This window comes from Hydrogenovibrio thermophilus, from assembly GCF_004028275.1.
GTDB lineage: Bacteria > Pseudomonadota > Gammaproteobacteria > Thiomicrospirales > Thiomicrospiraceae > Hydrogenovibrio > Hydrogenovibrio thermophilus.
This window is the reverse complement of the sequence record NZ_CP035033.1, coordinates 633,251-656,673: the sequence shown is the minus strand read 5'-3', so window position 1 is coordinate 656,673 and position 23,423 is coordinate 633,251. Positions and strand designations below refer to the sequence as shown.

At 50.0% G+C, this 23,423-nt stretch carries 24 protein-coding genes; 3 read left to right on the top strand and 21 right to left on the bottom strand.

All coding sequences use genetic code 11. From position 1 onward, the window contains the following. Positions 1-131: 131 nt before the first annotated feature. Positions 132-1,184 carry a DUF1214 domain-containing protein gene (locus EPV75_RS03040; RefSeq protein WP_225972380.1) on the top strand — a complete coding sequence of 351 codons (1,053 nt, stop codon included), beginning with the start codon at positions 132-134 and terminating at the stop codon, positions 1,182-1,184. Between the two features lie 119 nt (positions 1,185-1,303). Here the strand turns inward: EPV75_RS03040 and rlmH are convergent, their stop codons facing one another. Genes rlmH through nadD form a run of 3 tightly spaced genes read right to left on the bottom strand, consistent with a single transcriptional unit; the run spans position 1,304 to position 2,809 of the window. After that, complete coding sequence (rlmH, locus tag EPV75_RS03035) at positions 1,304-1,774, bottom strand: 23S rRNA (pseudouridine(1915)-N(3))-methyltransferase RlmH (RefSeq protein WP_128384423.1); 471 nt, start codon at positions 1,772-1,774, stop codon at positions 1,304-1,306. Between the two features lie 26 nt (positions 1,775-1,800). Further along, a complete protein-coding gene (rsfS, locus tag EPV75_RS03030; protein ID WP_128384422.1) occupies positions 1,801-2,163 on the bottom strand; it encodes a ribosome silencing factor in 363 nt (120 codons plus the stop codon). A gap of 16 nt (positions 2,164-2,179) precedes the next feature. Next, positions 2,180-2,809, bottom strand: a complete 630-nt coding sequence (gene nadD / locus EPV75_RS03025) for a nicotinate-nucleotide adenylyltransferase (protein WP_128384421.1) — start codon at positions 2,807-2,809, stop codon at positions 2,180-2,182. 39 nt (positions 2,810-2,848) lie between these two features. Between nadD and EPV75_RS03020 the strand changes: the two genes are divergently transcribed. Further along, positions 2,849-3,511: a DNA-J related domain-containing protein gene (locus EPV75_RS03020; RefSeq protein ID WP_128384420.1), complete on the top strand. Its 663-nt coding sequence runs from the start codon at positions 2,849-2,851 to the stop codon at positions 3,509-3,511. A 40-nt stretch (positions 3,512-3,551) separates the two neighbouring features. On the opposite strand, the gene EPV75_RS03015 is transcribed toward EPV75_RS03020, so the two are convergent. From EPV75_RS03015 to leuS, 4 genes are all read right to left on the bottom strand, one after another. Continuing rightward, the gene (locus EPV75_RS03015; RefSeq protein WP_068647566.1) at positions 3,552-4,820 is read right to left on the bottom strand and encodes a glutamate-5-semialdehyde dehydrogenase; all 1,269 of its coding nucleotides are present in this window, start codon (positions 4,818-4,820) and stop codon (positions 3,552-3,554) included. An 89-nt stretch (positions 4,821-4,909) separates the two neighbouring features. Then, a complete protein-coding gene (holA, locus tag EPV75_RS03010) occupies positions 4,910-5,926 on the bottom strand; it encodes a DNA polymerase III subunit delta (protein ID WP_128384419.1) in 1,017 nt (338 codons plus the stop codon). A gap of 22 nt (positions 5,927-5,948) precedes the next feature. Continuing rightward, on the bottom strand, positions 5,949-6,494 hold the full coding sequence (locus EPV75_RS03005) for an LPS-assembly lipoprotein LptE (RefSeq protein WP_192894025.1): 546 nt from the start codon (positions 6,492-6,494) through the stop codon (positions 5,949-5,951). A 79-nt stretch (positions 6,495-6,573) separates the two neighbouring features. Then, complete coding sequence (gene leuS, locus EPV75_RS03000) at positions 6,574-9,219, bottom strand: leucine--tRNA ligase (protein ID WP_128384417.1); 2,646 nt, start codon at positions 9,217-9,219, stop codon at positions 6,574-6,576. 74 nt (positions 9,220-9,293) lie between these two features. Here leuS and EPV75_RS02995 point away from each other — a divergent pair, with 74 nt between their 5' ends. Continuing rightward, the gene (locus tag EPV75_RS02995) at positions 9,294-9,659 is read left to right on the top strand and encodes a zinc ribbon-containing protein (RefSeq protein WP_128384416.1); all 366 of its coding nucleotides are present in this window, start codon (positions 9,294-9,296) and stop codon (positions 9,657-9,659) included. 42 nt (positions 9,660-9,701) lie between these two features. Here EPV75_RS02995 and lnt read toward each other — a convergent pair whose 3' ends face one another. The 14 genes from lnt to EPV75_RS02925 form a co-directional block, all read right to left on the bottom strand. After that, complete coding sequence (lnt, locus tag EPV75_RS02990) at positions 9,702-11,234, bottom strand: apolipoprotein N-acyltransferase (protein WP_225972379.1); 1,533 nt, start codon at positions 11,232-11,234, stop codon at positions 9,702-9,704. An 18-nt stretch (positions 11,235-11,252) separates the two neighbouring features. Next, positions 11,253-12,164, bottom strand: a complete 912-nt coding sequence (locus tag EPV75_RS02985) for an HlyC/CorC family transporter (RefSeq protein ID WP_128384415.1) — start codon at positions 12,162-12,164, stop codon at positions 11,253-11,255. A gap of 63 nt (positions 12,165-12,227) precedes the next feature. Next, entirely contained in the window at positions 12,228-12,710 is a 483-nt protein-coding gene (ybeY, locus tag EPV75_RS02980) for an rRNA maturation RNase YbeY (RefSeq protein ID WP_128384414.1), read from the bottom strand. Continuing rightward, positions 12,707-13,675: a PhoH family protein gene (locus EPV75_RS02975; RefSeq protein ID WP_029939757.1), complete on the bottom strand. Its 969-nt coding sequence runs from the start codon at positions 13,673-13,675 to the stop codon at positions 12,707-12,709. Before EPV75_RS02975 ends, ybeY begins: the two co-directional genes overlap by 4 nt. Positions 13,676-13,737: 62 nt before the next feature. Then, on the bottom strand, positions 13,738-15,183 hold the full coding sequence (gene miaB / locus EPV75_RS02970; RefSeq protein WP_128384413.1) for a tRNA (N6-isopentenyl adenosine(37)-C2)-methylthiotransferase MiaB: 1,446 nt from the start codon (positions 15,181-15,183) through the stop codon (positions 13,738-13,740). Positions 15,184-15,395: 212 nt separating this feature from the next. Continuing rightward, complete coding sequence (locus EPV75_RS02965; protein WP_192894024.1) at positions 15,396-15,965, bottom strand: type II secretion system protein; 570 nt, start codon at positions 15,963-15,965, stop codon at positions 15,396-15,398. A gap of 110 nt (positions 15,966-16,075) precedes the next feature. Further along, positions 16,076-17,125 carry an ATP-binding protein gene (locus EPV75_RS02960; RefSeq protein WP_128384411.1) on the bottom strand — a complete coding sequence of 350 codons (1,050 nt, stop codon included), beginning with the start codon at positions 17,123-17,125 and terminating at the stop codon, positions 16,076-16,078. Further along, on the bottom strand, positions 17,125-17,724 hold the full coding sequence (locus EPV75_RS02955; protein ID WP_128384410.1) for a response regulator: 600 nt from the start codon (positions 17,722-17,724) through the stop codon (positions 17,125-17,127). The genes EPV75_RS02960 and EPV75_RS02955 overlap by 1 nt, the downstream gene beginning before the upstream one ends. 36 nt (positions 17,725-17,760) lie before the next feature. Further along, positions 17,761-18,537: a type II secretion system protein gene (locus EPV75_RS02950; RefSeq protein WP_192894023.1), complete on the bottom strand. Its 777-nt coding sequence runs from the start codon at positions 18,535-18,537 to the stop codon at positions 17,761-17,763. Continuing rightward, entirely contained in the window at positions 18,524-19,432 is a 909-nt protein-coding gene (locus EPV75_RS02945; RefSeq protein WP_192894022.1) for a prepilin-type N-terminal cleavage/methylation domain-containing protein, read from the bottom strand. The genes EPV75_RS02950 and EPV75_RS02945 overlap by 14 nt, the downstream gene beginning before the upstream one ends. After that, the gene (locus EPV75_RS02940) at positions 19,429-20,415 is read right to left on the bottom strand and encodes a hypothetical protein (RefSeq protein WP_128384407.1); all 987 of its coding nucleotides are present in this window, start codon (positions 20,413-20,415) and stop codon (positions 19,429-19,431) included. The genes EPV75_RS02945 and EPV75_RS02940 overlap by 4 nt, the downstream gene beginning before the upstream one ends. A 166-nt stretch (positions 20,416-20,581) precedes the next feature. Next, positions 20,582-21,316 carry a TorF family putative porin gene (locus EPV75_RS02935; RefSeq protein ID WP_128384406.1) on the bottom strand — a complete coding sequence of 245 codons (735 nt, stop codon included), beginning with the start codon at positions 21,314-21,316 and terminating at the stop codon, positions 20,582-20,584. Positions 21,317-21,508: 192 nt separating this feature from the next. Continuing rightward, complete coding sequence (locus EPV75_RS12320; RefSeq protein WP_225972377.1) at positions 21,509-21,757, bottom strand: hypothetical protein; 249 nt, start codon at positions 21,755-21,757, stop codon at positions 21,509-21,511. 413 nt (positions 21,758-22,170) lie between these two features. Continuing rightward, complete coding sequence (locus EPV75_RS02925) at positions 22,171-23,268, bottom strand: porin (protein ID WP_128384404.1); 1,098 nt, start codon at positions 23,266-23,268, stop codon at positions 22,171-22,173. Positions 23,269-23,423: the final 155 nt, after the last annotated feature.

Sequence of the window (23,423 nt, the reverse complement as noted above, 5' to 3'; positions counted from 1 at the left end):
TCGCTGAATTGACGATCCCATGCCAATGAAACACCTCTGCATGCCAGTCGTGCTTCATATCAAGTCAAAAACCGTGACTTTTGCGCGGTCAAAATGCCGGCAATGCACACGACAAATGGAGAATTCAAAGAATGAAAAACCCTTTCAACTTCACGAGATTCAGCCAAATCGGTATGGGGCTATTCTTGGTAATGGCCATCAACTGGCCGGTCGCGGCCGCCAATAAACCGATAAAACCCGTCCATTTAGATAATTACAATTTGGCGACCAGCGACCTGTATTTTGCCAAATACGTTAAACGAGGCGCACTGGGAAAATTCGTACACAACCGCGAACCGGCGCCCATCGACCATCAAAACGTCATTCGCATGAACCGTGACACCCTCTACTCCTTTGCCATTGTCGACCTCGACGCCGGGCCGGCCACGGTTGTGATGCCCAATCCCGACGGGCGCTTCATGTCAATACAGGTCATTGACGAAGAGCAATACTCCCCCGAAGTCATTTACAAACCCGGTTCTTATACCTTTACCCGTCAGGACATTGGCACACGATATGTCCTGTTTATGGCTCGTACGTTCATGAACCCGAACAGCCAAGCCGACTTGAAAAAAGTGCACGCACTTCAAGACAAGTTGCAAATAAAGCAGGCGACAAAAGGGACTTTTGAAATCCCGAATTGGGACACGGCTTCTCAAAAACGGTTGACCGATGCGCTAAACGATCTTTCTTTGGCCAACGGCGGCGTGAATACCGCGAAAATGTTCGGGCCGAGAGGGCAAGTGGATGAATTGATGCACTTATTGGGCAGTGCCGGTGGCTGGGCCGGTAACCCGCGAAAAGACGCCATTTACCTGACCGTTGTGCCGGCAAAAAATGATGGTAAAACGCCTTATCGATTGGATGTCAAAGACGTCCCTGTTGACGGCTTCTGGTCCATCAGCCTGTACAACAAAGCAGGGTATTACCAAAAAAATCCGTATAACGCTTACTCACTGAACAACATCACGGCCACGCCAAATAAAGACGGTTCTTTCACCGTCTGGTTCGGGCAGTGCGACCAGCATCAAACCAATTGTTTACCGACGATGCCCGGGTGGAATCTGATCGTGCGACTTTATCGACCACACGAATCCATTCTGAACGGTTCTTGGACGTTCCCGAACCCGGTACCGGTTAAATAAAATCCTACATTCAAAAACATGAAAACCGCTGGCCAGGTTTCCCCGACCAGCGGTTTTTCGTTTTTAGGGTTGGCAATATGTGCCATCAAAACAAAGAAAAGCAAACGTAGAGAAACACTTCACTCTCGATGATAGGGATGGTTTTTCAGCACCGACCAGGCCCGATAAATTTGCTCCGCTACCAGCACGCGCACCAGCGGATGTGGCAACGTCAATTTCGACAAGCCCCACTTCCATTCGGCTTGCTGTATCAGCTCCGGGGCCAAGCCATCAGGACCGCCCACGACCAACGCCACGTCCTGTCCGGAAGCCAACCAATCGTCCAGCTTTTGTGAAAACTGCACCGTGGTCGTTTGCAGCCCATGTTCGTCCAACACCACCAACTTACACCCTTTGGGCAAGACCGCCAGAATCCGTTTGGCTTCTTCCGCCTTGTAGTGCGCCACCGACCCGCTTTTGCCGCGCGTCGCCATGGGCAATTCGACCAACTTCAACGAACAGGCTTTCGGCAAACGTTTGGCATATTCCGCATAGCCGTCCTGTACCCATCGCGGCATTTTCTGCCCGATGACAATAAAATGGATAATCACGACAGATTCAATTCAGCTCGTCAGCTCTAAGCATTGACGGAACTTTTTTCCGAGGCTTCACCCGGCTTGATATTCCACAGTTTTTCCAACTGATAATGCGCCCGCGCCGATTCGGTCATGATGTGCACAACGGCACCGCCCAAATCCACCAAGACCCAATCCGGCTCCGGTCCGGCTTCAACACCAATCGGTGGTTCGCCGGCATCCTTGAAGGCTTGCGCCAAGGCATTACCGGTTGATTTCACGTGCGTGGTCGAGGTCCCGGTCGCCACCACCATACGGTCGGTGAACGAACACAACCCGGCGACATCCAACACTTGAATATCACGTGCTTTGCTGTCTTCCAGCGTACTGACGATTAAATCTTCCATTTGCTGCAAATCCATCATAAAGACTTCTGCCCTCTTATTGGTAAAGTTGATGTTGTCGAATATAGTCTGCCACACTTTGCGGCATCAAGTAGTCCACCGGCTCCCCTTTTTTCAAATAGTCCCGCAAGGCTGTGGCACTTAAATCCAGCTGCGTGATGGGTAAGTCGATAATCTGCCCATGATCCTCGCTCAAGGTTTCGACCCAGTGGGTTCGTAGAATCTTCCCAACCTCACCGTCATTTGGCAAAGGCTCGCCCGGACGGTGTGTCACCACAATGTTTGCCAACGTCAGAATCCCCTGCCAGTCATGCCAGCGGTGAAATTTGGCAAACGCATCCGTGCCCATCATCAACACCAGCGTTGCATCCGGCATTTTCTGTTTCAGGCTGAGCAAAGTATCCACCATGTAAGATGGACCACCGCGGTCGATTTCGATGGTATCGAGCTGAAACTTGGGTTGCGATTGAATCGCCAGACGCACCATGTCGCAACGTTGCTGAGCGGTCGCGGAAGGCGAATCTCGGTGGACAGGCTGATAGACAGGGATAAACCGCATTTCATCCAAGTGCAAAGCGGTGAGCACTTCGAGTGCCGGGCGCAGATGACCGAAATGAATCGGGTCAAAGGTGCCGCCATTGATGCCGATGAGTCGTTTGATGTGCAAAAAAGTGTCTCTTGAACGTTTTTTGTTATTATAGCAATTATGTCAAACAATCAAGTGACAATTCCCGAAATCCCCGCGGAGCTGGAAAGCACCCTATACCAACTGCTCTCCGAACGGAGCGGCATCAAGGAATACGACCTGATGAAAGCCCTGGTCGACGCTGGATTTTCCGAGTTCACGCCCGACCTCGACCCGCTGGCGATGTTCCAGTCGCACTTTCTACTGTTTCACCTGCTGTATCGCTTGCAAGCCAAATGGCTTCGCAACGGCCAAGGGTCACTCAGCATTCATACCTTGGCGATTGAATTGACACCGGCGTCCGCCATTTCCGACCAGGCCTGGCAAAATGCACAACAAGCGTTAGCGGTTGAAGACGGCGTGCGGGATTATTATCTGGATTATGCCGAGTTTCTGAGCACGCAGGAAAGCGATGTGATTGAACTCATCGCCGGATTCTGGCGAGATTTCGGGCAGGGTGCGAATACCGCCATGGCGGCCAGCGAAACCGACCTTGGGACGGCCAAGCGGCAACTGGACATTCAGGACACCACCGAGTCGCTGACAGTGACCTTAGTGAACCGCCAATATCGCAAACTCTCGCAGCGTCACCACCCGGATAAGGGAGGCGAAGCCGAACAGTTTCACGCCATCAGCGAAGCTCGCGAATGCCTGTTAGGTTATTTGGCTAGACGGGCGAAATAAGATAGAAAACCGCTGAACGACGCCAGCGGAGTTTCGAGAATTATTCGCGAATCGTCCCGTCGCCCAAGACAATGTATTTCTGCGAGGTCAAGCCTTCCAGGCCCACCGGGCCACGGGCATGGAACTTATCGGTACTGATGCCGATTTCCGCCCCCAAACCGTATTCGAAGCCGTCGGCAAAACGGGTAGACGCATTCACCATCACCGAGCTGGAATCCACTTGCGCCAGGAAGCGGCGCGAAGTGGTCAGGTTTTCGGTAATGATGGATTCGGTGTGCCCCGAGCTGTACTGGGCAATGTGATCCATCGCCTCTTCCACGTCCTGGACCACTCGAATCGATAAAATGGCGTCCAAATATTCCGTCGCCCAATCCGATTCAGTCGCCGGCGCCATGTCGACAAAGCCGCGTGTTTTTTCGCAACCACGCAACTCCACGCCTTTCTCAACGAACATTTTCGCCAGGCCTGGCAGAATTTCCGCCGCACGCGATTCGGCCACCAACAGGGTTTCCATCGCATTACACACCCCGTAACGATGCGTTTTGGCATTGAACGCCACTTTCACCGCTTTATCGGCATCGGCGTCGGTATCGATGTACACATGGCAAATACCGTCCAAGTGTTTGATGACCGGCACTTTCGCGCCCTGGCTGATGCGTTCGATCAAGCCTTTTCCGCCGCGCGGGATAATGACGTCGACAAATTCCGGCATAGCAATCATTTCACCCACCGCCGCACGATCAGTGGTTTCCACCACCTGCACCGACGCTTCCGGTAACCCGGCGTCGCGCAACGCGCCCTGGATGCACTTGGCTAAGGCACGGTTGGAATACGCCGCTTCGGAACCGCCGCGCAACAAGGCCGCGTTACCGGATTTCAAGCACAAGGCCGCGGCGTCAATGGTGACGTTCGGACGGGATTCATAGATGATGCCCACCACACCCAACGGCACGCGCATTTTGCCGACCTGAATGCCGGACGGCAGATAATTCATATCGGAAATCTCACCGATGGGATCGTTCAACGCCGCAATTTGACGCAGGCCTTCCGCCATGCCGGCAATGACCTTATCGGTCAAGGCCAAACGGTCCAACATCGCCGACTCCAGCCCATTGGCTTTGCCTTGTTCCAAATCCTTGGCGTTTTCGGATTTCAAGGTATCCGCATTGGTTTCCAGCGCCGTGGCGATTTTCAACAACGCATCGTTTTTTTGCTTGGTCGGCGCCACGGTCAGCTGGCGCGAAGCGCCTCTGGCTTGCTGACCAAGTTGTTGCATATACTGTTTAATGTCCGATATTTGTTGCGTCATAATCCTTTCCAAGTGTCTTATTCAACTGATTCAATTATTTGATCGTGCGTTTGCGAATGTTCGGTTTCGTGCTTGCCTTACGAAACAGCTTATCGTGCAATCTGGCTAACCAACTCCGACAGGCCCAGCCATTCATCGCCCGGTCGCACACCTTTGATGGTCAAATCCACTTGCAAGGCCACATTCAATAAGCTTTGCCAATAGACCAGATCGTGCCGTTGCAAGGCCGCGCTGAACTCCCCCTGTTTCGACGACCAAATGCGGAGTTGCTTAAACGCCTGAGGCAAACTCATGGTTTGCTGCTTTTGGGCGATGTCGATTAACTGCCGTAAATCCTTAGCCAATAGCCACAACACCACCGGCGCCTCCAGTCCTTCCTGTTGCAGGCGATGCAGGATTTGCAACGCATATTGGGTACGTCCGTACAGCATGGCGGTGCTTAACGAAAACAACTGATAATGCGCCTGATCGGCCACATTATCAATAATGTTCTGTGGCGTCAAGACGGTGTTCGGCGGGAAAAACAACGCCAGTTTTTCGATTTCCTGATCCGCCGCCAGCAGGTTACCTTCCACCCGTTCCGCCAGCAAACCGGCCGCTTCGTCTTCCAATGCCAGCCCCGATTCCTGGGCGCGTTGTTGACACCATTTCACCAGGCCTGGCCCTTCAATGGGCTTGGACTGCACCACCCAGCCGTGGGCTTCAATGGCTTGCACCCATTTGGACTTCATCTGGCGACCGTCAAGCTTTTCGCACAACACCACCAGACAGATTTCCGGCGGCGTATCGTGCATGGCATTGGCCCATTCCTGGATAAAGGCGCCGCCGTCTTTGCCCGGTGCACCTTTCGGCATGTCCAGCTCGATGATGCGACGCTCGGCAAACAGACTCCCGGCCTGGGTGTCCATTTTCAAATCGGCCCACTTAAAATTGGCATCCACTTCATAACGGTCGCGCTGCCAATATTCCTGGCCCTTCAACACTTCGCGCAGCGCATCCAATGAACGGCGGATATACAACGGCTCTTCGCCGTAAATCAGCGTGATCGGCTTAATCTCGAAATTCGGGGTTTGCAGTTGCTTTAAAAACGCCGGCGCCATGATCATAGGCTGAATCCCTCTCCGTTAATCATTTCGCTGGCTCGGCCCGCGCACGATTAATGCGGTCGATGATCTGCGATGCGATGTCCGCAGCCATTTGTTGCTGAATCGACATTAACTCACGATTCGATGCCAAGGCCGCCGAATTATCAATCCGTCGATCGCGGAAAGCCTGTACCGATGTATCCAGAATGTCTTTTTCCGTCGCGACTTCCTGCACGTGAATCGGCTGCGCCATTTTAATCAGCTCGGACGCCGCATCCCCTTGGCCGCTGATACTGGTCCGCGAGGTAGTGTACTGGGTCGGCGAAAAGCGCAAAATCACTTCGGCTTGAGCCGCATTCTCGACGATTTTCACGTCGGTCGACGTCAACTGCATTTTCAAAGCACGCAAAATATCCGGGCGCACACCGCCGGTGCTTTCGAACTTAATGGACTCGAACCCGGCCACCGCATTCGGCCCGGTGCCTTTCAAATGGAAACCGCAAGCCGTCAGACTCAACGCCAAACCGATGACGACCAGCCAGTGCCAAAACGCCCAGGCCTGGCGATTTTTACCATACACACTTGCCATTTGACGGCTCCTCAATTTCCATTCCATCACTTTTTCGTTTCCATATTGTCTTCACCGACAATCGAAACAAACCGAATCTTCAACCTTTTACCACCAGGTTCACCAAGCGCCCCGGCACTACGATTTCCTTAACGATTTCTTTGCCTTCGATGAACTTTTGCGCCTGCTCGTTGGCCTTGGCCGCGGCCAGGATGGTGTCCTTATCGGCATCCGCCGCCACTTCCACTTTACCGCGCAACTTACCGTTGACCTGAATCATCATTTCAATTTCGTCTTTCACCAACGCGGATTCATCCACTTTTGGCCAGGCCTGGGTCAATACCAGACCGTCATGTCCTGAAGCTTTCGTCAAGTCTTCCCACAAGGCTTGCGAAATATGCGGTGTCATCGGCGACAGCATCAACACCAGGCTTTCCAGCGCTTCCTGCACCACCGAACGCCCGGCGTCGGATTCGTCCTTGAAACGGCTAATATCATTCACCAATTCCATCATCGCCGCAATGGCGGTATTGAAATGCATACGGCGCCCCATGTCATCAGACACTTTCTGCAAGGTCGCATGCAGCTTCAAGCGCAAGGCTTTCTGTTCCTTATCCAATCCGTCATTATCCACACTGGCGGCCACGACGCCTTGCGCCACATGACCTTGCACCAAACGCCACACTCGGTTCAAGAAGCGATGCGCGCCTTCCACGGCGGAATCGGACCATTCCAGGGTTTGCTCCGGCGGCGACGCGAACATAATGTAGAGTCGCAAGGTATCGGCCCCGTACTGGTCGATGAGCACCTGAGGGTCGATGCCGTTGTTTTTCGACTTGGACATTTTAATCACGCCGCCGTACTGCACTTCAGTACCGTCGCTTTTCAAGTGCCCTTTAATCACCGCACCTTTATCGTCCTTAACCGGCTCGACATCCAACGGCGAATACCAGGTTTGTTTGCCTTTTTCGTCTTGACTGAACCAGCTTTCCGCCAGCACCATACCTTGCGTCAACAGGTTTTTAAACGGTTCGTCGGACGACACCAACCCTTCGTCACGCATCAGTTTATGGAAGAAACGTGCGTAAAGCAGATGCAGAATCGCATGCTCGATGCCACCGATGTATTGATCCACCGGCAACCAATGATCGGCGGCTTGTTTATCCAACATCGCATCGTCGGTGTGGCGCGAGGTATAACGTGCGTGATACCAGGACGACTCGAAGAAGGTATCGAAGGTATCGGTTTCCCGTTTGGCCGGCCCGCCGCATTGCGGACACTCGCAACGCTTAAAGCTGTCGAGTTTGGCCAATGGCGAACCGGAACCGTCCGGTACAATGTCTTCCGGCAAACGCACCGGCAGGTCTTTTTCCGGCACCGGCAAAGCTCCACAGGCCGGGCAATAAATCACCGGAATCGGGCAGCCCCAGTAACGCTGACGGGAAATCCCCCAATCGCGCAAACGGAAATTGGTTTGTTTTTCACCCAAGCCCAATTCATTCAAAGCTTTCGCCATTTCATGCAAGGCTTGTTTGGATTTCAAACCGTCGAATTGACCGGAATTGATCAACACCCCTTTCTCGGTGTAAGCCGCTTCGGAGACATCCGGGGCTTCGTCCGCTTTCGGTGCGATGACGGTTTTCATCGGCAAATCGTATGCTTTGGCGAATTCATAATCACGCTGATCGTGTGCCGGCACCGACATCACCGCGCCGGTTCCATACCCCATCAAGACAAAGTTCGCCGCCCAGACCGGCAGTTCCTCACCTGTGATCGGGTGTTTGACGCGGATACCGGTATCGACGCCTTTTTTCTCCATGGTTTCCATGTCCGCTTCGGCGGTGGAAATATGCGAGCATTCTTCAATAAAGCGTTCCAGCGGTTCATTGTTCAACGAGGCTTTACGCGCCCACGGATGGTCGGCCGCGACCGCCACATAAGTGACCCCCATCAATGTATCCGGGCGGGTGGTATAGACTTTCAGATTGCCGTTGGACGCGTCCAAACCGGACGCAACCGGGAATTCGATTTCCAACCCGGTGGATTTACCGATCCAGTTCTTCTGCATGGTTTTGACCTGCTCCGGCCAACCGTCCAACTGATCCAAATCCTGCAACAATTCTTCGGCATAATCGGTGATACGCAGGAACCATTGCGCGATTTCCTTACGCTCCACCGGCGCTCCCGAGCGCCAGCCTTTACCGTCGATGACCTGTTCGTTGGCCAACACCGTCTGATCGATCGGGTCCCAGTTCACCACCGACAGTTTTCGATACACCAACCCTTTTGACATCAAGCGAGTGAACAACCATTGTTCCCAGCGGTAATATTCCGGATGACACGTCGCCACCTCACGGTCCCAGTCATAGCCCAGCCCCAGTGACTTCAACTGATTACGCATGTAATCGATGTTCTGATACGTCCATTTTGCCGGTGCCACCCTATGATCCATGGCAGCATTTTCCGCCGGCAAGCCGAACGCATCCCAGCCCATCGGCTGCAACACATTTTTGCCCTGCATACGCTGAAAGCGTGAAACCACATCACCGATGGTATAGTTACGGACATGCCCCATGTGCAACTTACCGCTCGGGTAAGGAAACATGGAAAGACAGTAGAATTTTTCACGGCTATCGTCTTCGGTGGCGGTGAAAACACCCTCCTCTTCCCAGACCTTCTGAATGGCCGTTTCAAGTGTTTGAGGTTGGTAATCGTTTGTCGATTCAGGCATGGATTCTGTTGTCATGTCACGCGTTCTTTTTGGTATGATTGAAAGATAAATGAAATGCGGATGATTATAACAAATTAGAGGACCGATACATGAGCGAAAATAAAATGCTGGCCGCCTACCGCCACTTGTTGGAACAAGCCAAAGAATCGATGATTCGCGCCGACATGAAAAGCTGGGATTTGCTTGGTCAGGCGGTGGAAAAAGTCCAGCAGGAAGAAAGCGTTCTTGAACAGTTGACCGACAAACAACTGGAACAGGTTCAGGAAGACGTCAAAGCCGACATCCACAAAATCGCCGAGTATCTGAATGATTTTGATAAAGGTGTGGAAGAGTTCATCGACATGGATTTACCGGTCATTGAACAGTATTTGGAAGAAAAAGCCCTCAGCTTGGCCGACCCGACGGAACTGATGATTTTACGCTTACGCATCAACGCCGCCATGAGTACCGAATAAGCCAAAACAACCAGGCCTGGTGAAAACCGGGCCAGACGCCAATCAGTCTTCAGCCGTCGTTTTTCTCGACGGGCGGGCTTGAAGCTTCAACCACACCAACAGCAACATCACGCCCAGCAACAATATCAAAATCGGCCATTGGCGCCACTGCACAAACGGCGTTTCGCCTTCATAAGGCTGCACTTCGCCGCGAAGCACTCCGGTTTCATATGGTGGAATTTCCGCTTTCAACTGCCCGTTAGTCCCGACGATAATGGTGTAACCGGTATTGGTGCTGCGGGCGATTTCACGCCCCAGTTCCAAAGCGCGCATTTGCACGTCCTGAACCTGTTGCGCCGGTTCTAACGTGTGTGCAAACCAAGCGTCGTTACTGACGGTAATCAGGAAATCCGCTTGGCGCGCGGAATCAATCAATTCTTCACCAAACGCCATTTCATAACAGACCGATAACCCAACCGGATGTCCGCCCAACGTCATCGGGGCCTGATCGTCTGCGCCGGGCGTGAACTCGGAAAACGGAATATTAAACAGTTCGCTCAACGGCTGTAAAACACTGGAAAACGGGAAAAACTCGCTGAACGGCACCAAGTGTTTTTTCTGATATTGCTGCTCGGGATTATGTGCATTCACGATGGCGTTGTAATAATCACGGTGACTGTCATCACGCGTAATAACGCCGAGCAAAATATCGGTATTCAGCAATTGCGCATCTCGAATAAAGGACCGTAACGCACCGCGTTCCACCACATCATAATAAGCCGGCACCGCCGTTTCCGGCCAAACAACAATATCCGCATCCAGATTCTGCTTCGTCAAGCCGACATATCGTTTCAGTGTGGGCAAGAATTCCTTCGACAACCATTTATCGTCCTGCGGCACATTTCCTTGCAACAGCGCGACCTCAACCGGTTTCTCCTTAGGCGTGACCCATTCGACATTCTTTAAGCTGGCACCGGTCAACCACAGCACGGCCAACACCAAACTTGCACCCACCCAGGCACGCGACTGAACCAACCAAAGCAAAATGCCCGCCGTAATGGCCACTGCCCAGCTGACGCCCAGCACACCGAACACCGGCGCATAGCCGTCCAGCCAAGTCATCAAATGCGTATTGCCGGTCATCAAAAACGGAAAGCCGCCGAACAAGGTCGCTCTGACCCATTCCGCAAACACCCACACGGCCGGCATGACCACCACCCAGTTAAAGCCTTGACGCTGAGCCGTTTTCAAACGGGCCACCAACCAACCGGCTAAAATGAAATACAGGGTCAAGAACAGTATGAAACACAGTACCGCCAACACCGACAGCACCAGATTCATTTCCGCATAAAGATAGATACTGGAAATCAGCCAACTGACGCCCGTTCCGAAATACCCCAACCCGAAGCCCAAACCAATTTGCATCGATTGAAACGGCGTTTCGGCTTTTTGCCACAGCCAGAACAAGCCGCCCAGTGAAATCAAGGCCAACGGGGCAATGGCGACCGGTGCATGGGCGAACACCATCACCGCGCCAAGCAAAACGGCGCTGAGCATCGGTTTATTGGGTTTGAAAAAAGAAAAGAATCGCTTCATATCGGCAGACGAAAGGCGCTATGACTTCTCCTGAGATTCGACACTTTCAGGCGTTTCGGCTGATGGTTCAGCTTCGGCCGCGTCTTCTTCGACCTCATCAAACACCGACCGTTCTTCAACCAAAAAGCTTTCTACCCGTCGTTCATCGGCTTTGAAAACGGTAAACTGCAAGCCTTCGATTTCAAACACCTCGCCTTCCGCAGGAATTTTCCCGAGACGTTTGGAGACGATGCCGCCAATGGTTTCCAGCAGCTCGTCCTCAAAATCGGTATTGAAGAATTTATTGAACTCGTCCAGTGACGTAATGGCCATGACGGAATACGCACCGGACAAATGTTTTTGAATATTGTCGTCGTCTTCATCATGTTCGTCTTCAATATCACCGACGATTTGTTCCAGAACATCCTCAATGGTGACCAATCCGGCCACTTCACCGTATTCGTCCACCACCAAAGCCATGTGATTGCGACTGTTTTTGAATTCCCGTAGCAAGACGTTCAAACGCTTGCTTTCCGTCACCAAGGCCGGGGTACGATACAGTTCGACCAACTGGGATTTATCGGTCAACTCATGCTTAACCACGGCACGCAACACGTCCTTGGCCAGCAAAATCCCGATGACTTCGTCGGTTTCGGCGGAAATCACCGGATAACGCGAGTGAGCGGCATCCAACATTTTTTCCAGAATGACATCCAGTTCATCCGCTTCGTCCACACAAGACATTTGCACTTTCGGAATCATGACATCGCGCACACGCGCCTCCGAAACGTTCAAAACCCCTTGAATCATTAAGAGCGCGTCTTTATCAATCAAGTCCTGCGCTTGTGCTTCCTGCAAAAATGAATCCAAATCTTCCCGACTCTCCGGTTCGTCTGAAAAAAGCCTTGATAGCTTTTCAAACCACGAAGAGCCGCTACTACTGTCACTCATGGGTTGTTTTCACTCCCGTTAATTAAAAATATATTCGGCCAAGGCATTGACTTACTCACGCCCTCAAGCCTTCTCATAAGGGCTATCAAAGCCCAAACCGTTGAGAATTTCGATTTCCAAAGCTTCCATTTCATTGGCTTCGTCGTCATCCAGATGGTCCATGCCTTGCAAATGCAAGCAACCGTGGACAATCATGTGTGCCCAGTGCGCCAAAATGGGTTTGTTCTGCTCGGCCGCTTCCGCTTCCACCACCGCGGCACTGATGACCAAATCCCCCAAATAAGGTAGCTCTTCACCCAAATCCACCAGGCCTGGCGGATTTTCAAACGGGAAGGAAAGCACATTGGTGGGCTTGTCCTTTCCGCGATAATCGCGGTTGAGCTGTTGAATTTCGTCCTGGTCGACCAGACGAATCGTCAATTCGGTTTCGCCCATTCCCCAGTCTTCCAGCAGGGCAGCATCCACCCATTCCAGACATTGTTCGTACGTTGGCAGATCGGCCTCGTCGACTTCATCGGTCGCCACCTGAAAATCCAAATGTATCATTTTGCCGCACTCCTTCTGTCGAATTGATCATAAGCTTGAACAATTTTCTGAACCAGATTGTGTCGAACCACGTCCTTGGATTGATAGAAAGTGAAGCCGATTTCCGGCACGCCTTCCAGCACTTCAATCACATGTCTGAGACCGGATTTTTGGTTTTTCGGTAAATCGCACTGCGTGATGTCGCCGGTAATCACCGCCTTGGAACCGAAACCGATACGGGTCAGGAACATTTTCATCTGTTCGGTGGTGGTGTTTTGGGCTTCATCCAAAATAATAAACGACTCGTTTAGAGTACGGCCGCGCATAAAGGCCAAAGGCGCGATTTCGATCACATGCTTTTCCATCAGGCGCTCAACGGTGTCGAAGCCCAACATTTCAAACAAGGCATCGAACAACGGGCGCAGATACGGATCCACCTTTTGATTCAAATCGCCCGGCAAGAACCCCAGCTTTTCACCGGCTTCCACTGCCGGGCGCGTGAGAACGATGCGGCGCACCTCTTCATTTTCCAGCGCTTCCACCGCAGTGGCAACCGCCAAATAGGTTTTACCGGTACCGGCCGGGCCTATGCCGAAACTGACGTCGTAATCCTTGACGGACTGAATATAATTCGCCTGATTGGCGTTTCGCGTCCGTATGACCTTTTTACGGGTTTTGATCAGTAACTGCTCGTCGCTCATGGTTTTGGCTTCATCAAACCCGAGCGATTGCAGCGCCAAGTGAATCCTCGGAGGGTCCAACACCTCTTTTTGCGCCGTGTCATACAGGTCGCGCAAAAACTGTTCGGCTTTGACGATGCGATCGCCCAAACCGGTGACACTGAACTGAAATCCGAGATGGTTGATTTCCACCCCCAAACGCAACTCCAGTTGCGACAAATGTTCGCTCTGCCAACCACACAGGTTGGCGAGCGCATCATTGTTTTCGGGCGACAGGTAAAATTGTACGGTATGAAGCGTTGTCAACGGGCTTAACCACCAGCAAAACGAGCGTTACAAAAATTCATCATAATGAAAATGATAGTGAATTACAACGCATAAAATTGGCGCTGTTCAAACTTGTCCGCTTCGGGCGTCGCCACCAATTTTCCTTTCAAGGAATTGGTGTAGGCTTCTTCAATCAACACATCGACAAACTGCCCGATCAACTCCGGCGCTCCTTCAAAATTCACCACCCGGTTGTTTTCGGTACGACCCGACACTTCACTGGCGGAGTTGCGCGATAAACGTTCCACCAAAACACGTTGTGTCGTGCCAACCATGGCTTCGCTGATGGCGGCCGTCTGCTCATTGAGTATGGTTTGCAGCGCGTGCAAGCGACGTTTTTTGGTATGCACTTCAACATCATCCGGCAAACTGGCCGCGGGCGTTCCTGGGCGAGGGCTATAAATAAAGCTAAAGGAGCGGTCATAGTTCATGTCCTGAACCAACGCCAGGGTTTCCTTGAAATCGTCACAGGTTTCGCCAGGGAAACCGACAATGAAGTCACCGGACAGGCTCAGGTCTGGTCGAATTTGACGAATCTTACGAATGGTCGCTTTGTATTCCAGCGCCATATGGTTACGCTTCATCATCGCCAAAACGCGGTCCGAACCGGATTGAATCGGCAAATGCAGGTGCGACACCAACTCCGGCACTTCTGCATAGCAATCAATCAAGCTTTGTGTCATTTCATTCGGATGGGACGTGGTGTAACGAATGCGATCAATACCTTCCACTTCACGTACGGCATGAATCAACACCGCCAAATCGGCGATATCACCATCCGGCATTTCGCCGCGATAGGCGTTCACATTCTGTCCCAGCAGATTCACCTCACGCACCCCTTGTTCCGCCAGCGCTTCCACTTCGGCCATGACATCCGCGAACGGGCGACTGAATTCCTCACCACGCGTATAAGGCACCACACAGAAAGTACAATATTTGGAGCAACCTTCCATCACCGAAACAAAGGCCGACACGCCATTCGATTCCGGAGCGGCCAAGTTATCGAATTTCTCGATTTCCGGAAACGAAATATCGATGACCGCGCGTTTTTTCAGCTTGCTGTTCTGCGCAGTTTCTTCCCGCAACGCCAAAGCTTCGTCAATCATAGCCGGCAAACGGTGCAGTGTCTGAGGGCCGAAGATTACGTCCACCAAAGGTGCGCGTTGGCGAATCACGTCTCCTTCCTGAGATGCAACGCACCCACCGACGGCAATGATTCGATTGTTTTTTTCCGCTTTCCACTTCTTCCAACGCCCCAGCTCATCAAACACTTTTTCCTGAGCTTTTTCGCGCACAGAGCAGGTGTTCAAAATCAGCATATCGGCTTCTTCCGGGGTTTCCACCAACGTCAGACCATAGGTTTTTTCCAAAAGTTTCGCCATCCGATCCGAATCGTATTCGTTCATCTGACACCCGTAGGTTTTAATAAACAACCCACCGGTAAACGGAGAGTCGTGAAGTTGTAATGCTGAGCTCGATGCTGACATAACGCGACCTTAAACCACCAATAACGTTTAGACTTTCGCCTTTTTGCAGGCTATCTTATTGATTCTAGATAATAAAATTTAAAAATAAGGGCGAGTATTCTACCACAGCAAATTCCTAGGTATCGAACTATTATATAAAGCGACTCTACCTTGCTCAAAAAGCAAAAAACCCGTCAAAGACGGGTTTTCAATATCAAGATAGCCGGAGCGAATTACAGACGGTAACACAAGTCGTAGTTCGTCGTACCGTCAATTACATACGTCGGGTCATCGCTACTTTGTATGGCTCCTTGGTTCGCGATACCATCGTCAAACTGACGATCAACAATATCCGCGACATCCCCCGGCATATCGGTAAAGCAGATAAAATTACCCTGAGCGTTCGCATGCGGGTTTTGATCCACTCGAACCAAACCGCCAAAGGAATGCGAAGGCGATAAATTGCCGGTGCCTTTCATCAGCCCCGCTCGTCTTAAATGCGCCCAAAAAGCGCCATTCTCACCATCTTCCAATTGTCCATCGCCATCGCCTGCCACGCCGGCGGCTACGGCAATCGTGGAAACACTGTCATCACCCGGCATGGCACCATAACGGTCTTTGTAAGTCGTTACCGCTGAAATAATATTCTGGGCATCGTTATTTACATTTTTAACTTTGGCACCGCGAATCATCTCTTGCCCCTTGAGAACGCCTCCCAAGACCAAGCCGACAATCACCAGAACAATGGCAATTTCAACCAGCGTAAAACCGCACTGTCTTGGATTATGATTTGTGTGCGCCATGCTTTTTCCCTCAAACATCAAAAATAAAAACCGCATAATTTTAGTTTAATTCCCAAAAACAATCAGTAAAAGAGTAAAAGTTTTTTAATCTTTTCACTCGCTTACCGCCTTTAAAACTGTACGACAAACCCGAAACGTTCATCAGAATAATCCAACTGAATCGAGCCGCCAATTGTGGACAGCAGTTCGCGAGCAATAAACAAGCCAAGCCCCATACCGCTATCGGATGTCGACCAAAACGGTTCGAACAATCGCTCCACCGGCACATTCAACTCAAACCCTTTTTCTTCAATGTAAAACCGCACTTCGCAGGCCTCACTGATTTCAATATGGACTTGCTTTTCATAACAGCCATGATCTTTGAAATTTTCCAGCACGCTCTTCACCACTTGGTCAAACAAGGTTCTCGAGAGCTCGCAACGTACATCGCCCTGCAGATGATAGCTCAACTCCAGCCCTTTCGCGAGCTTATGCACTTCTTCAGCGAAGGAAAAGGCCTCGATATCCTGCAACGGTTTATTGGGCTGAGTCATTTGCTTGATGGTTTTATCGGCGCGCTCGGTCACGGTCGGCATCATCGTTTGCAGGTGATCGACCAGCGCGACTTTCTGTACGTCGGTTTTTGTCCCCTTCACCTGCTCGGACAAGAGCACAATAAACTGAGCAATGTTTTTAATGTCATGCTGTACAAACAACTGATATTTTTCCAAGCGTTTCTGAGACAACAAAAACTCCGACGTTTTACCGGAAACATCCAACTCCAACAGTACCTTGAAGTTTTGCAGCACCAGGTTCGCCAGTAACAGGTTTTCCCCGCGAATACGCCCTGATGTCAGGTTCAAGCGAATACTGATTCCCCACTCGGCAATACTGATGGGGTAAGATTCCGTTCCCGGTTCGCCGTGTTGAATGGCTTTCCGCTCGCCAAACCATTGAATCTCCCCCTGCAAGCTCTTGAAACCGGCCGCTTCCAAAATCGGCCAGGCCTGATCGACAAAATCCAGCACATCCTGGTTCACCTGACGATTGATCAAATACAATTTCAGCAAATAGTCCCGTAGCCGATTACTTTGCAATCGTAAATACAGAATCACCGCGAACAAGGTAATCCCGACCAGCAATAAACCGAGCGCCAGATCGATGCTGGGCTGAATCGGCATCAGTCGCGCTCCAGACCGTACTTATTAATCAAGTAATAGACATTTTCGCGCTTCAAACCCAAACGTCTTGCCACTTCATGGACATTGAAGTTCGTATCACTCAACACCTGCCGCAACAGCTTGAGTTCGGCCGCATTACGCGCCGATTTCACCCCAACCCCCATTTCCAAATCCAGCTCAACCTTTTGAACACCTTCCTGCTCTTTGAGCTTTTGCGCTTGCGCCAAAAACAGCATGGCTCGTTCGATGGCGTTTGACAATTGTTCATTCGGCACCGGCTTGGACAAAAAATCAAAGGCGCCATGTTTAATCGCCAGATAAGATGTGGCATCCGCATCCTGCCCCGTGAGCACGATCACCTTTATGCTTTTCGTGGACTCGGACACCCAGTTCAGCACCTTCAAACCTTCTTCAGCGGTGTGTTCATTAGGCGGCATTCCCATGTCAAGCAACACCACACCCACAGATTGCGCACCTAAGATTTCAATCGCCTGTCGACTGGAAGCCGCCTCATGCACTTCATACCCAAATCCTTTAACAGCCAGCGCCAGCATACCCCTCAGGGCCAAGTCATCATCCACAATTAAAACACTTTCCATGTCCACCTCTTTGTTTCAGTTTTCCCCAGGCCTGTGCTAGAGCCCGCCGGGGTGATTTTTTAAATAATGTGATTTCACTTCATACGCCGACACACCGACAATCTCGTCGTCAAATAAACCATCTCGATCCGACAACGGCGCATAGCCCCCCTGCCAGTAAAAGGCATCGCCATCGCAATTTTCTTGCTCCTGCACTGGTCGGTCTTGGCATCCCTCCTGACCTCGCTGGTTAAATGCCACCAGCACAACCGGCATGCCGTCCATCTGTTTTTGAGAAGCGCCATTACAGGCTGGACCGCCACTGGCACATACCGCATAATTTCCCGTGCCGCTATCAGACGCTGTTGGTGGTGTACTTAAGCCAAACACCGGCACACTTCCTCCGGCACAAGCTAGGCTACAGAAAAAACTGGCCGAATGATCAGCATCCTGCAATGCAGCCAACGACGCCGCGTCCGCATTGATTGCGTAATGCAGTCGATTTCCGAAACCGTCCCGCACATCCGCCAAACGTAAACCGATATCCCGATAAGGCACGTCACCCGCAACCGCATCGCAGGCTTGATTGCTTCGATTCTCAAGGCCGTCGCCTGTGCTGTCCGGACAAGGCAAAAAACCGTTCACCACCAGAAAGGACAGCAGGGCTTGCTTGGTTTGCACCAATGCCTGCTCACTGTCCGCATACTTCACCTGCTCGCGCTGCGAACTTAAAGCCGACAAGGTACCGGCTGTCAACAAGCCCACAATCATTAGAACCAACGCCAACTCCACCAGTGAGAAACCCGCTTGACGTTTAACACTAAGGCGCTTCAAAACCATTTACCTCAATCATCGCACGCTTGACATCAAGCACATTCAACCATCCTAAAAAATCATCTTGCGGGCTATCCTGATTCAAACGAAAATCCGCATCACCATCGCAATTCTCCAATTCCATGGCATTCGTCATCGTTTGGTTATCGCAATTTGTCCAGGCCTGCTCGCCATTTCGCCCAAACGACACCACCATCGCAACAATACCGTTATCCAACTCATTTCCCGAGGCGTCCTGAACCACCATATTTTTCAATGAATCCGCATTGTCGACACCCACCGGCGGTGTATCCAACCGAAAATACGGTGGCGCGTCCATTGTTCTCGGTTCATGATCAAAATCACATGCGCCAGGGCATGCGCCATCGGCTCGAGCATCACCGCAATCACAGTAGAAGAGTTTCGTTTCAGGACAAAACCCCGATTCAGGCGGACGTGAACGCGGCCCTTGCTGACCAAACACACTGGCGGTCTCACACACATCATTAATATCGTCTTTATTTTCAGAACGCGCATTCACTCGGTAATAAAACGGATTACCCCAAGCATCTTTCGTGGCCACACCCAACTGAACCGATGGTAAAAAACCGGATCGCTCTTTACAGTAAGCGATTGCGGCATCGTTGGAAATGGAACGGTCCTCTCGCCCATCACCATCCACATCCGGGCAAGGCAAATAGCGATTCACTTTTAAAAACGTCAGCAAGCCATCTCGAATGTCTTGGACTTGAAGACGCGTTTCCTTGGCTTTTTCGGTATAAGTGGTCACACCAGTAAACTTCAAATAGCTACCCGCCAACAGCCCAATCAACAACAAAGCCAGCAGCAGCTCTACCAGTGTAAAACCTGCCTCAGCAATTTTTGAATACTTCTGTCCGAACAAAAACCGATTCACGGACAGTCTCCAAGCCAAGCACGCCAACCACTACCAGCTTGATTGTTGTCCGCATCATACTCATTTAACCAGTAAGCCGACTCTTCCGGCACAGAAGCTAAGCGATCCCGCTGAGCACACAAACGCGCCATCATCGCCTCCTGCCATTCTTCCAGAGTAACGCCTACCACCAAATCATTCACGCCGATATTCTCACTGGATTCAGAGAAGAAAAAACGATCGCCATCGGCATTACCGTTCACGCGCACCCCATTACCATCATAGCGTCGATCTAAATAATCTCCGATTCGTGCTTGAGCATCGCCCGCTTGGGTACGATCTTGCGCATAGCCATCTGGAAAGACTTGCGCGGCGTTTGGAAAAACAATCAAAGCGACATAGCCTTCCCGACCATTTAGAGCAATCCAAGGCAGCGTTCCATCCGATAGCGCCGTACCCGCATCTGGCGCTTGAGCGGGGCTCAACACAGGGTTCAAAGGCGCATAACGGCCGGTCGAGCCGTTATTGTAAGCGTTATTCCCATTTACAAAACGCTCATCCACCACATAGAAAAACTGTTTGGGCGCCAGCCCTCCGAAAAAGATATTTCGTGTCGTAAAGCCAACGGGCAGAAAACCATACACAAAACCGGTCGTATCATCGGAAATATTGCGAGGATTACCACAAGAGGTTTCCGCCTCCGAGACAGAGCCATCTCCATCCAGATCCGGACACGGCAAATACCCCAGGCCTGGTATTTTTTTAGATTCCTTATCGGTTCGTGTATTCGCTTTCAAATCGCTTAAATACAATTCAGGTTGAAGCTGGGCATACTTTAATAGCTGTTGCTTCACATCGTTCAATTGATGTAGCGCCGTCAACCGCGTTTGATCTTGGTTTTGAAACAGCCAGTTTTGTGCATAAAGCCCGAAAAACGCAGTCGCTCCGAGCACCATGACCACAATAATAACGCCTAAAACAAAACCGGATTGATTACGCTTCAAACAAGCCCCTCCCTATATCGAACTTAAAATACACAGAACGCGCGAAGCTTGCAATGTAAAAGATTTTTACGCAGGAACGTTTTAAGACACGAAACCGATGTCCAGAAACAAAAAAAGCGAGCCAAGGCCCGCTTAAAACTAACTAACTATAAGGAGGAATAAATGATTATTTGATATCAAACGAGGTCGAAATACCCACAATCAAATAACTTTGAACTTCATACTCACCTGATGGGTAGTCAGCAGACTGAAGGTTTGCATAGCTACCGGTGTAAGTGATTGACCCATCTACGCCTTTAAACAACTCGCGTGAATAAGTCACGTTTAAATAAGTATTTTTTGAAACACCATCGCCTTTGTCATACGACGTATCCCAATCGTTATAACCCAACTCAAGAGAGATAGGTCCAACATCACCACTCACGTTAACATTGTAGTAGTTGGTAGTCGAATCGCCATCTGAGTTTTCAGCATCATAAATACCTGGGTTGAATGCTAATGTTACACCGCCAAAACCAACAGACAGGTTCAATTCGTTATACATGCTATCGAAACCGTTGGTATAGAAGTAACCAATATACCCGATACCCAAGTCAACACCACCGAAGCTACCGCCCCAGCCGCCATACAAGTCATATTCGATACCATCTTCATTACCGTCATGCCCGGTTCCAACATTCGACAACCAAGTACCAGCGTACAAACCAGAATCTGATTCATAGTCAATACCACCTTGACCGGCCGCATCGGTTTGTTTAATACCACGGTAAACATAAGTTGTGACCGCACCTAGGTTCCCGGAAACACCGGCTTGTGTTGTAGCAGGTGCAACAGACAACGCCGCAGAAGAAGCGATGGCCATGGAAACTAAAAGTGACTTAACAGAAAAGGTTTTTTTCATTTTGATACTCCAAGTTTTACAGATAATGACTTAATAAAAATCAACCACTATATAGAAAGGAGCGTACCAAAAAATCAAAACTACTTAAATAACAACAATTTAATAAAATAATGCGCAAATAATTGAGGAATAGTTAACAAAAACAACGCATTTCTGTAATATATTGCACCATAATATTTTTTTTGCACCAAATCACCACAGCTTATTACCTTGCTGCTCTTGCTCTAACACCCACTCCTGAAAGGCCGGCGGACCATAAGCCAAAGTCAGTGGATTTTTTTCCAAAACGGACACATCCGGATCCTGCACCTGATAAATCAAAGGGCGCATTTTTTGCTCAGCATGTTGCATCAACCATTGCAAGGTTTTTGGTGGAATCTCTCGCCCCACCGGGACAGCCAAATCGACATCCAAGCCTTGCCAAGATAGGATTGAATCCAAAACCAAAGCGCCACACTCATCAGGTCGAAAATCATCCGGTAAAAAACTTCCGGACTTCACCCAGGCACATTCAAACTTCCGACATGGATCCACCGGACGATTTTCATAATCATCACACCCTTCACCCGTACTGTGCGGACATGGATGGCCAGGATAGGCCTCACACCCCTTTACCGTTATTTGCACCCAACCATCACAACAGGCGGTACAAGGCTGACATTGACGCATAACACTCCTTGTTAACATTTGTCATTTTTTTGTAATCTAATTGTCACATATCATAACACACCCCTCCCAACACAACCCACAGGCAAAAAATCCAAACTGAATTTCATTTCCTCCAAAAACAAAAAAGCCCCGCATAAGCGGGGCTTCCGTTTTAACTTAACGACTTGCTAATGCAAGCAATTAGATTAGAACTTATGCAACAAACCAATTGAGAAAGCAGATTGCTCAGCCTTCTTAACGCCATAAACATTGTTACGAGTTGTCGCATCAACACCTTGGTTTTCTAGCATGGCATATTCAACATAAGCCGTCGTTTTCTTGCCTAAAGAATAATCTAGACCCAATGCATAGTTAGTGGAATCTTTGTACTTATCTCCGGCTGCGTTTTTATCACGATCAACTAAAGAGATTTTAACCTTAGGCATGAAGTTACCAATTTTATAACCAACATTTGCTTGGATATTAGTACCTTTTTGAACAGTATTTTTAAGACCTTTACCTGAAAAGTCTTGATACATAGCATTAGCAATCAAACCAGCAATAGTGTACTGAGCCGTAACACGAAGCTCATCAACTGAACCAGGATTACCACCAACATTAGCTTGCTTATCCCAAGTGTTATAAGCAGCAGCTAGGTAAAGTCCTTTTTTCTTAGAGCCATACATTGCAGCAAATGACATTGCATTATCCAAGGAAGACTCTGAATCTTGGTCTGTACCTGCGTTATTTTGAAGACCGCCATACTGAGAACCGTCCTCTTTAGGAACAAAAGCTGCCATCAATTTTACACCACCAAAAGATGGTGAAACATACGCCAATACGTTAGAAGCACGCACTTCACCGCCTGAACCTAAAGCACCCAATCCACCAGAGATTGGCTTGTTATCCGCTAGACCCGCATCGTTAAACAAGTCTTTCGCTTGAATCATTTTCATAGGCGTATCGTGACGACCCATCAAGACTGTACCGAAACCACCGGCTAAACCAACATATTGGTTACGATTTCCTAAGCCACCAGAAGAATCGATATTAACCTTGAACTCAGCTTTATAGACCGCTTTCAAACCATTACCTAGGTCAGAAGCACCTTTAATACCGATACGTGAATTGCGAGAGTTAACCTGAGTACCAGAATCAGCTTTATACTTATCACCATTACTATCTTTGACTGAAGCCTGTTCAAGAGCCATATTGATTTGACCGTAAACGGTAGGCGCGTCAGCCATAGCGACAGGAGCGGCGATAGCAGAAGCAACTGCTAGAGCAACAATATTCTTTTTCATGGAATAGTTTCCTATATGTAGTTAGTTTTTGAAATTTGCCCACGCAATGTGAACTTGTTGGCAACTATATTGAGTTTCAGAGAGCTGCGCAACCTTTTTTCAAAAAAAAACAACAAAAATTGCATGTGTTGTTTTTTTACAACACAATTCGTGAG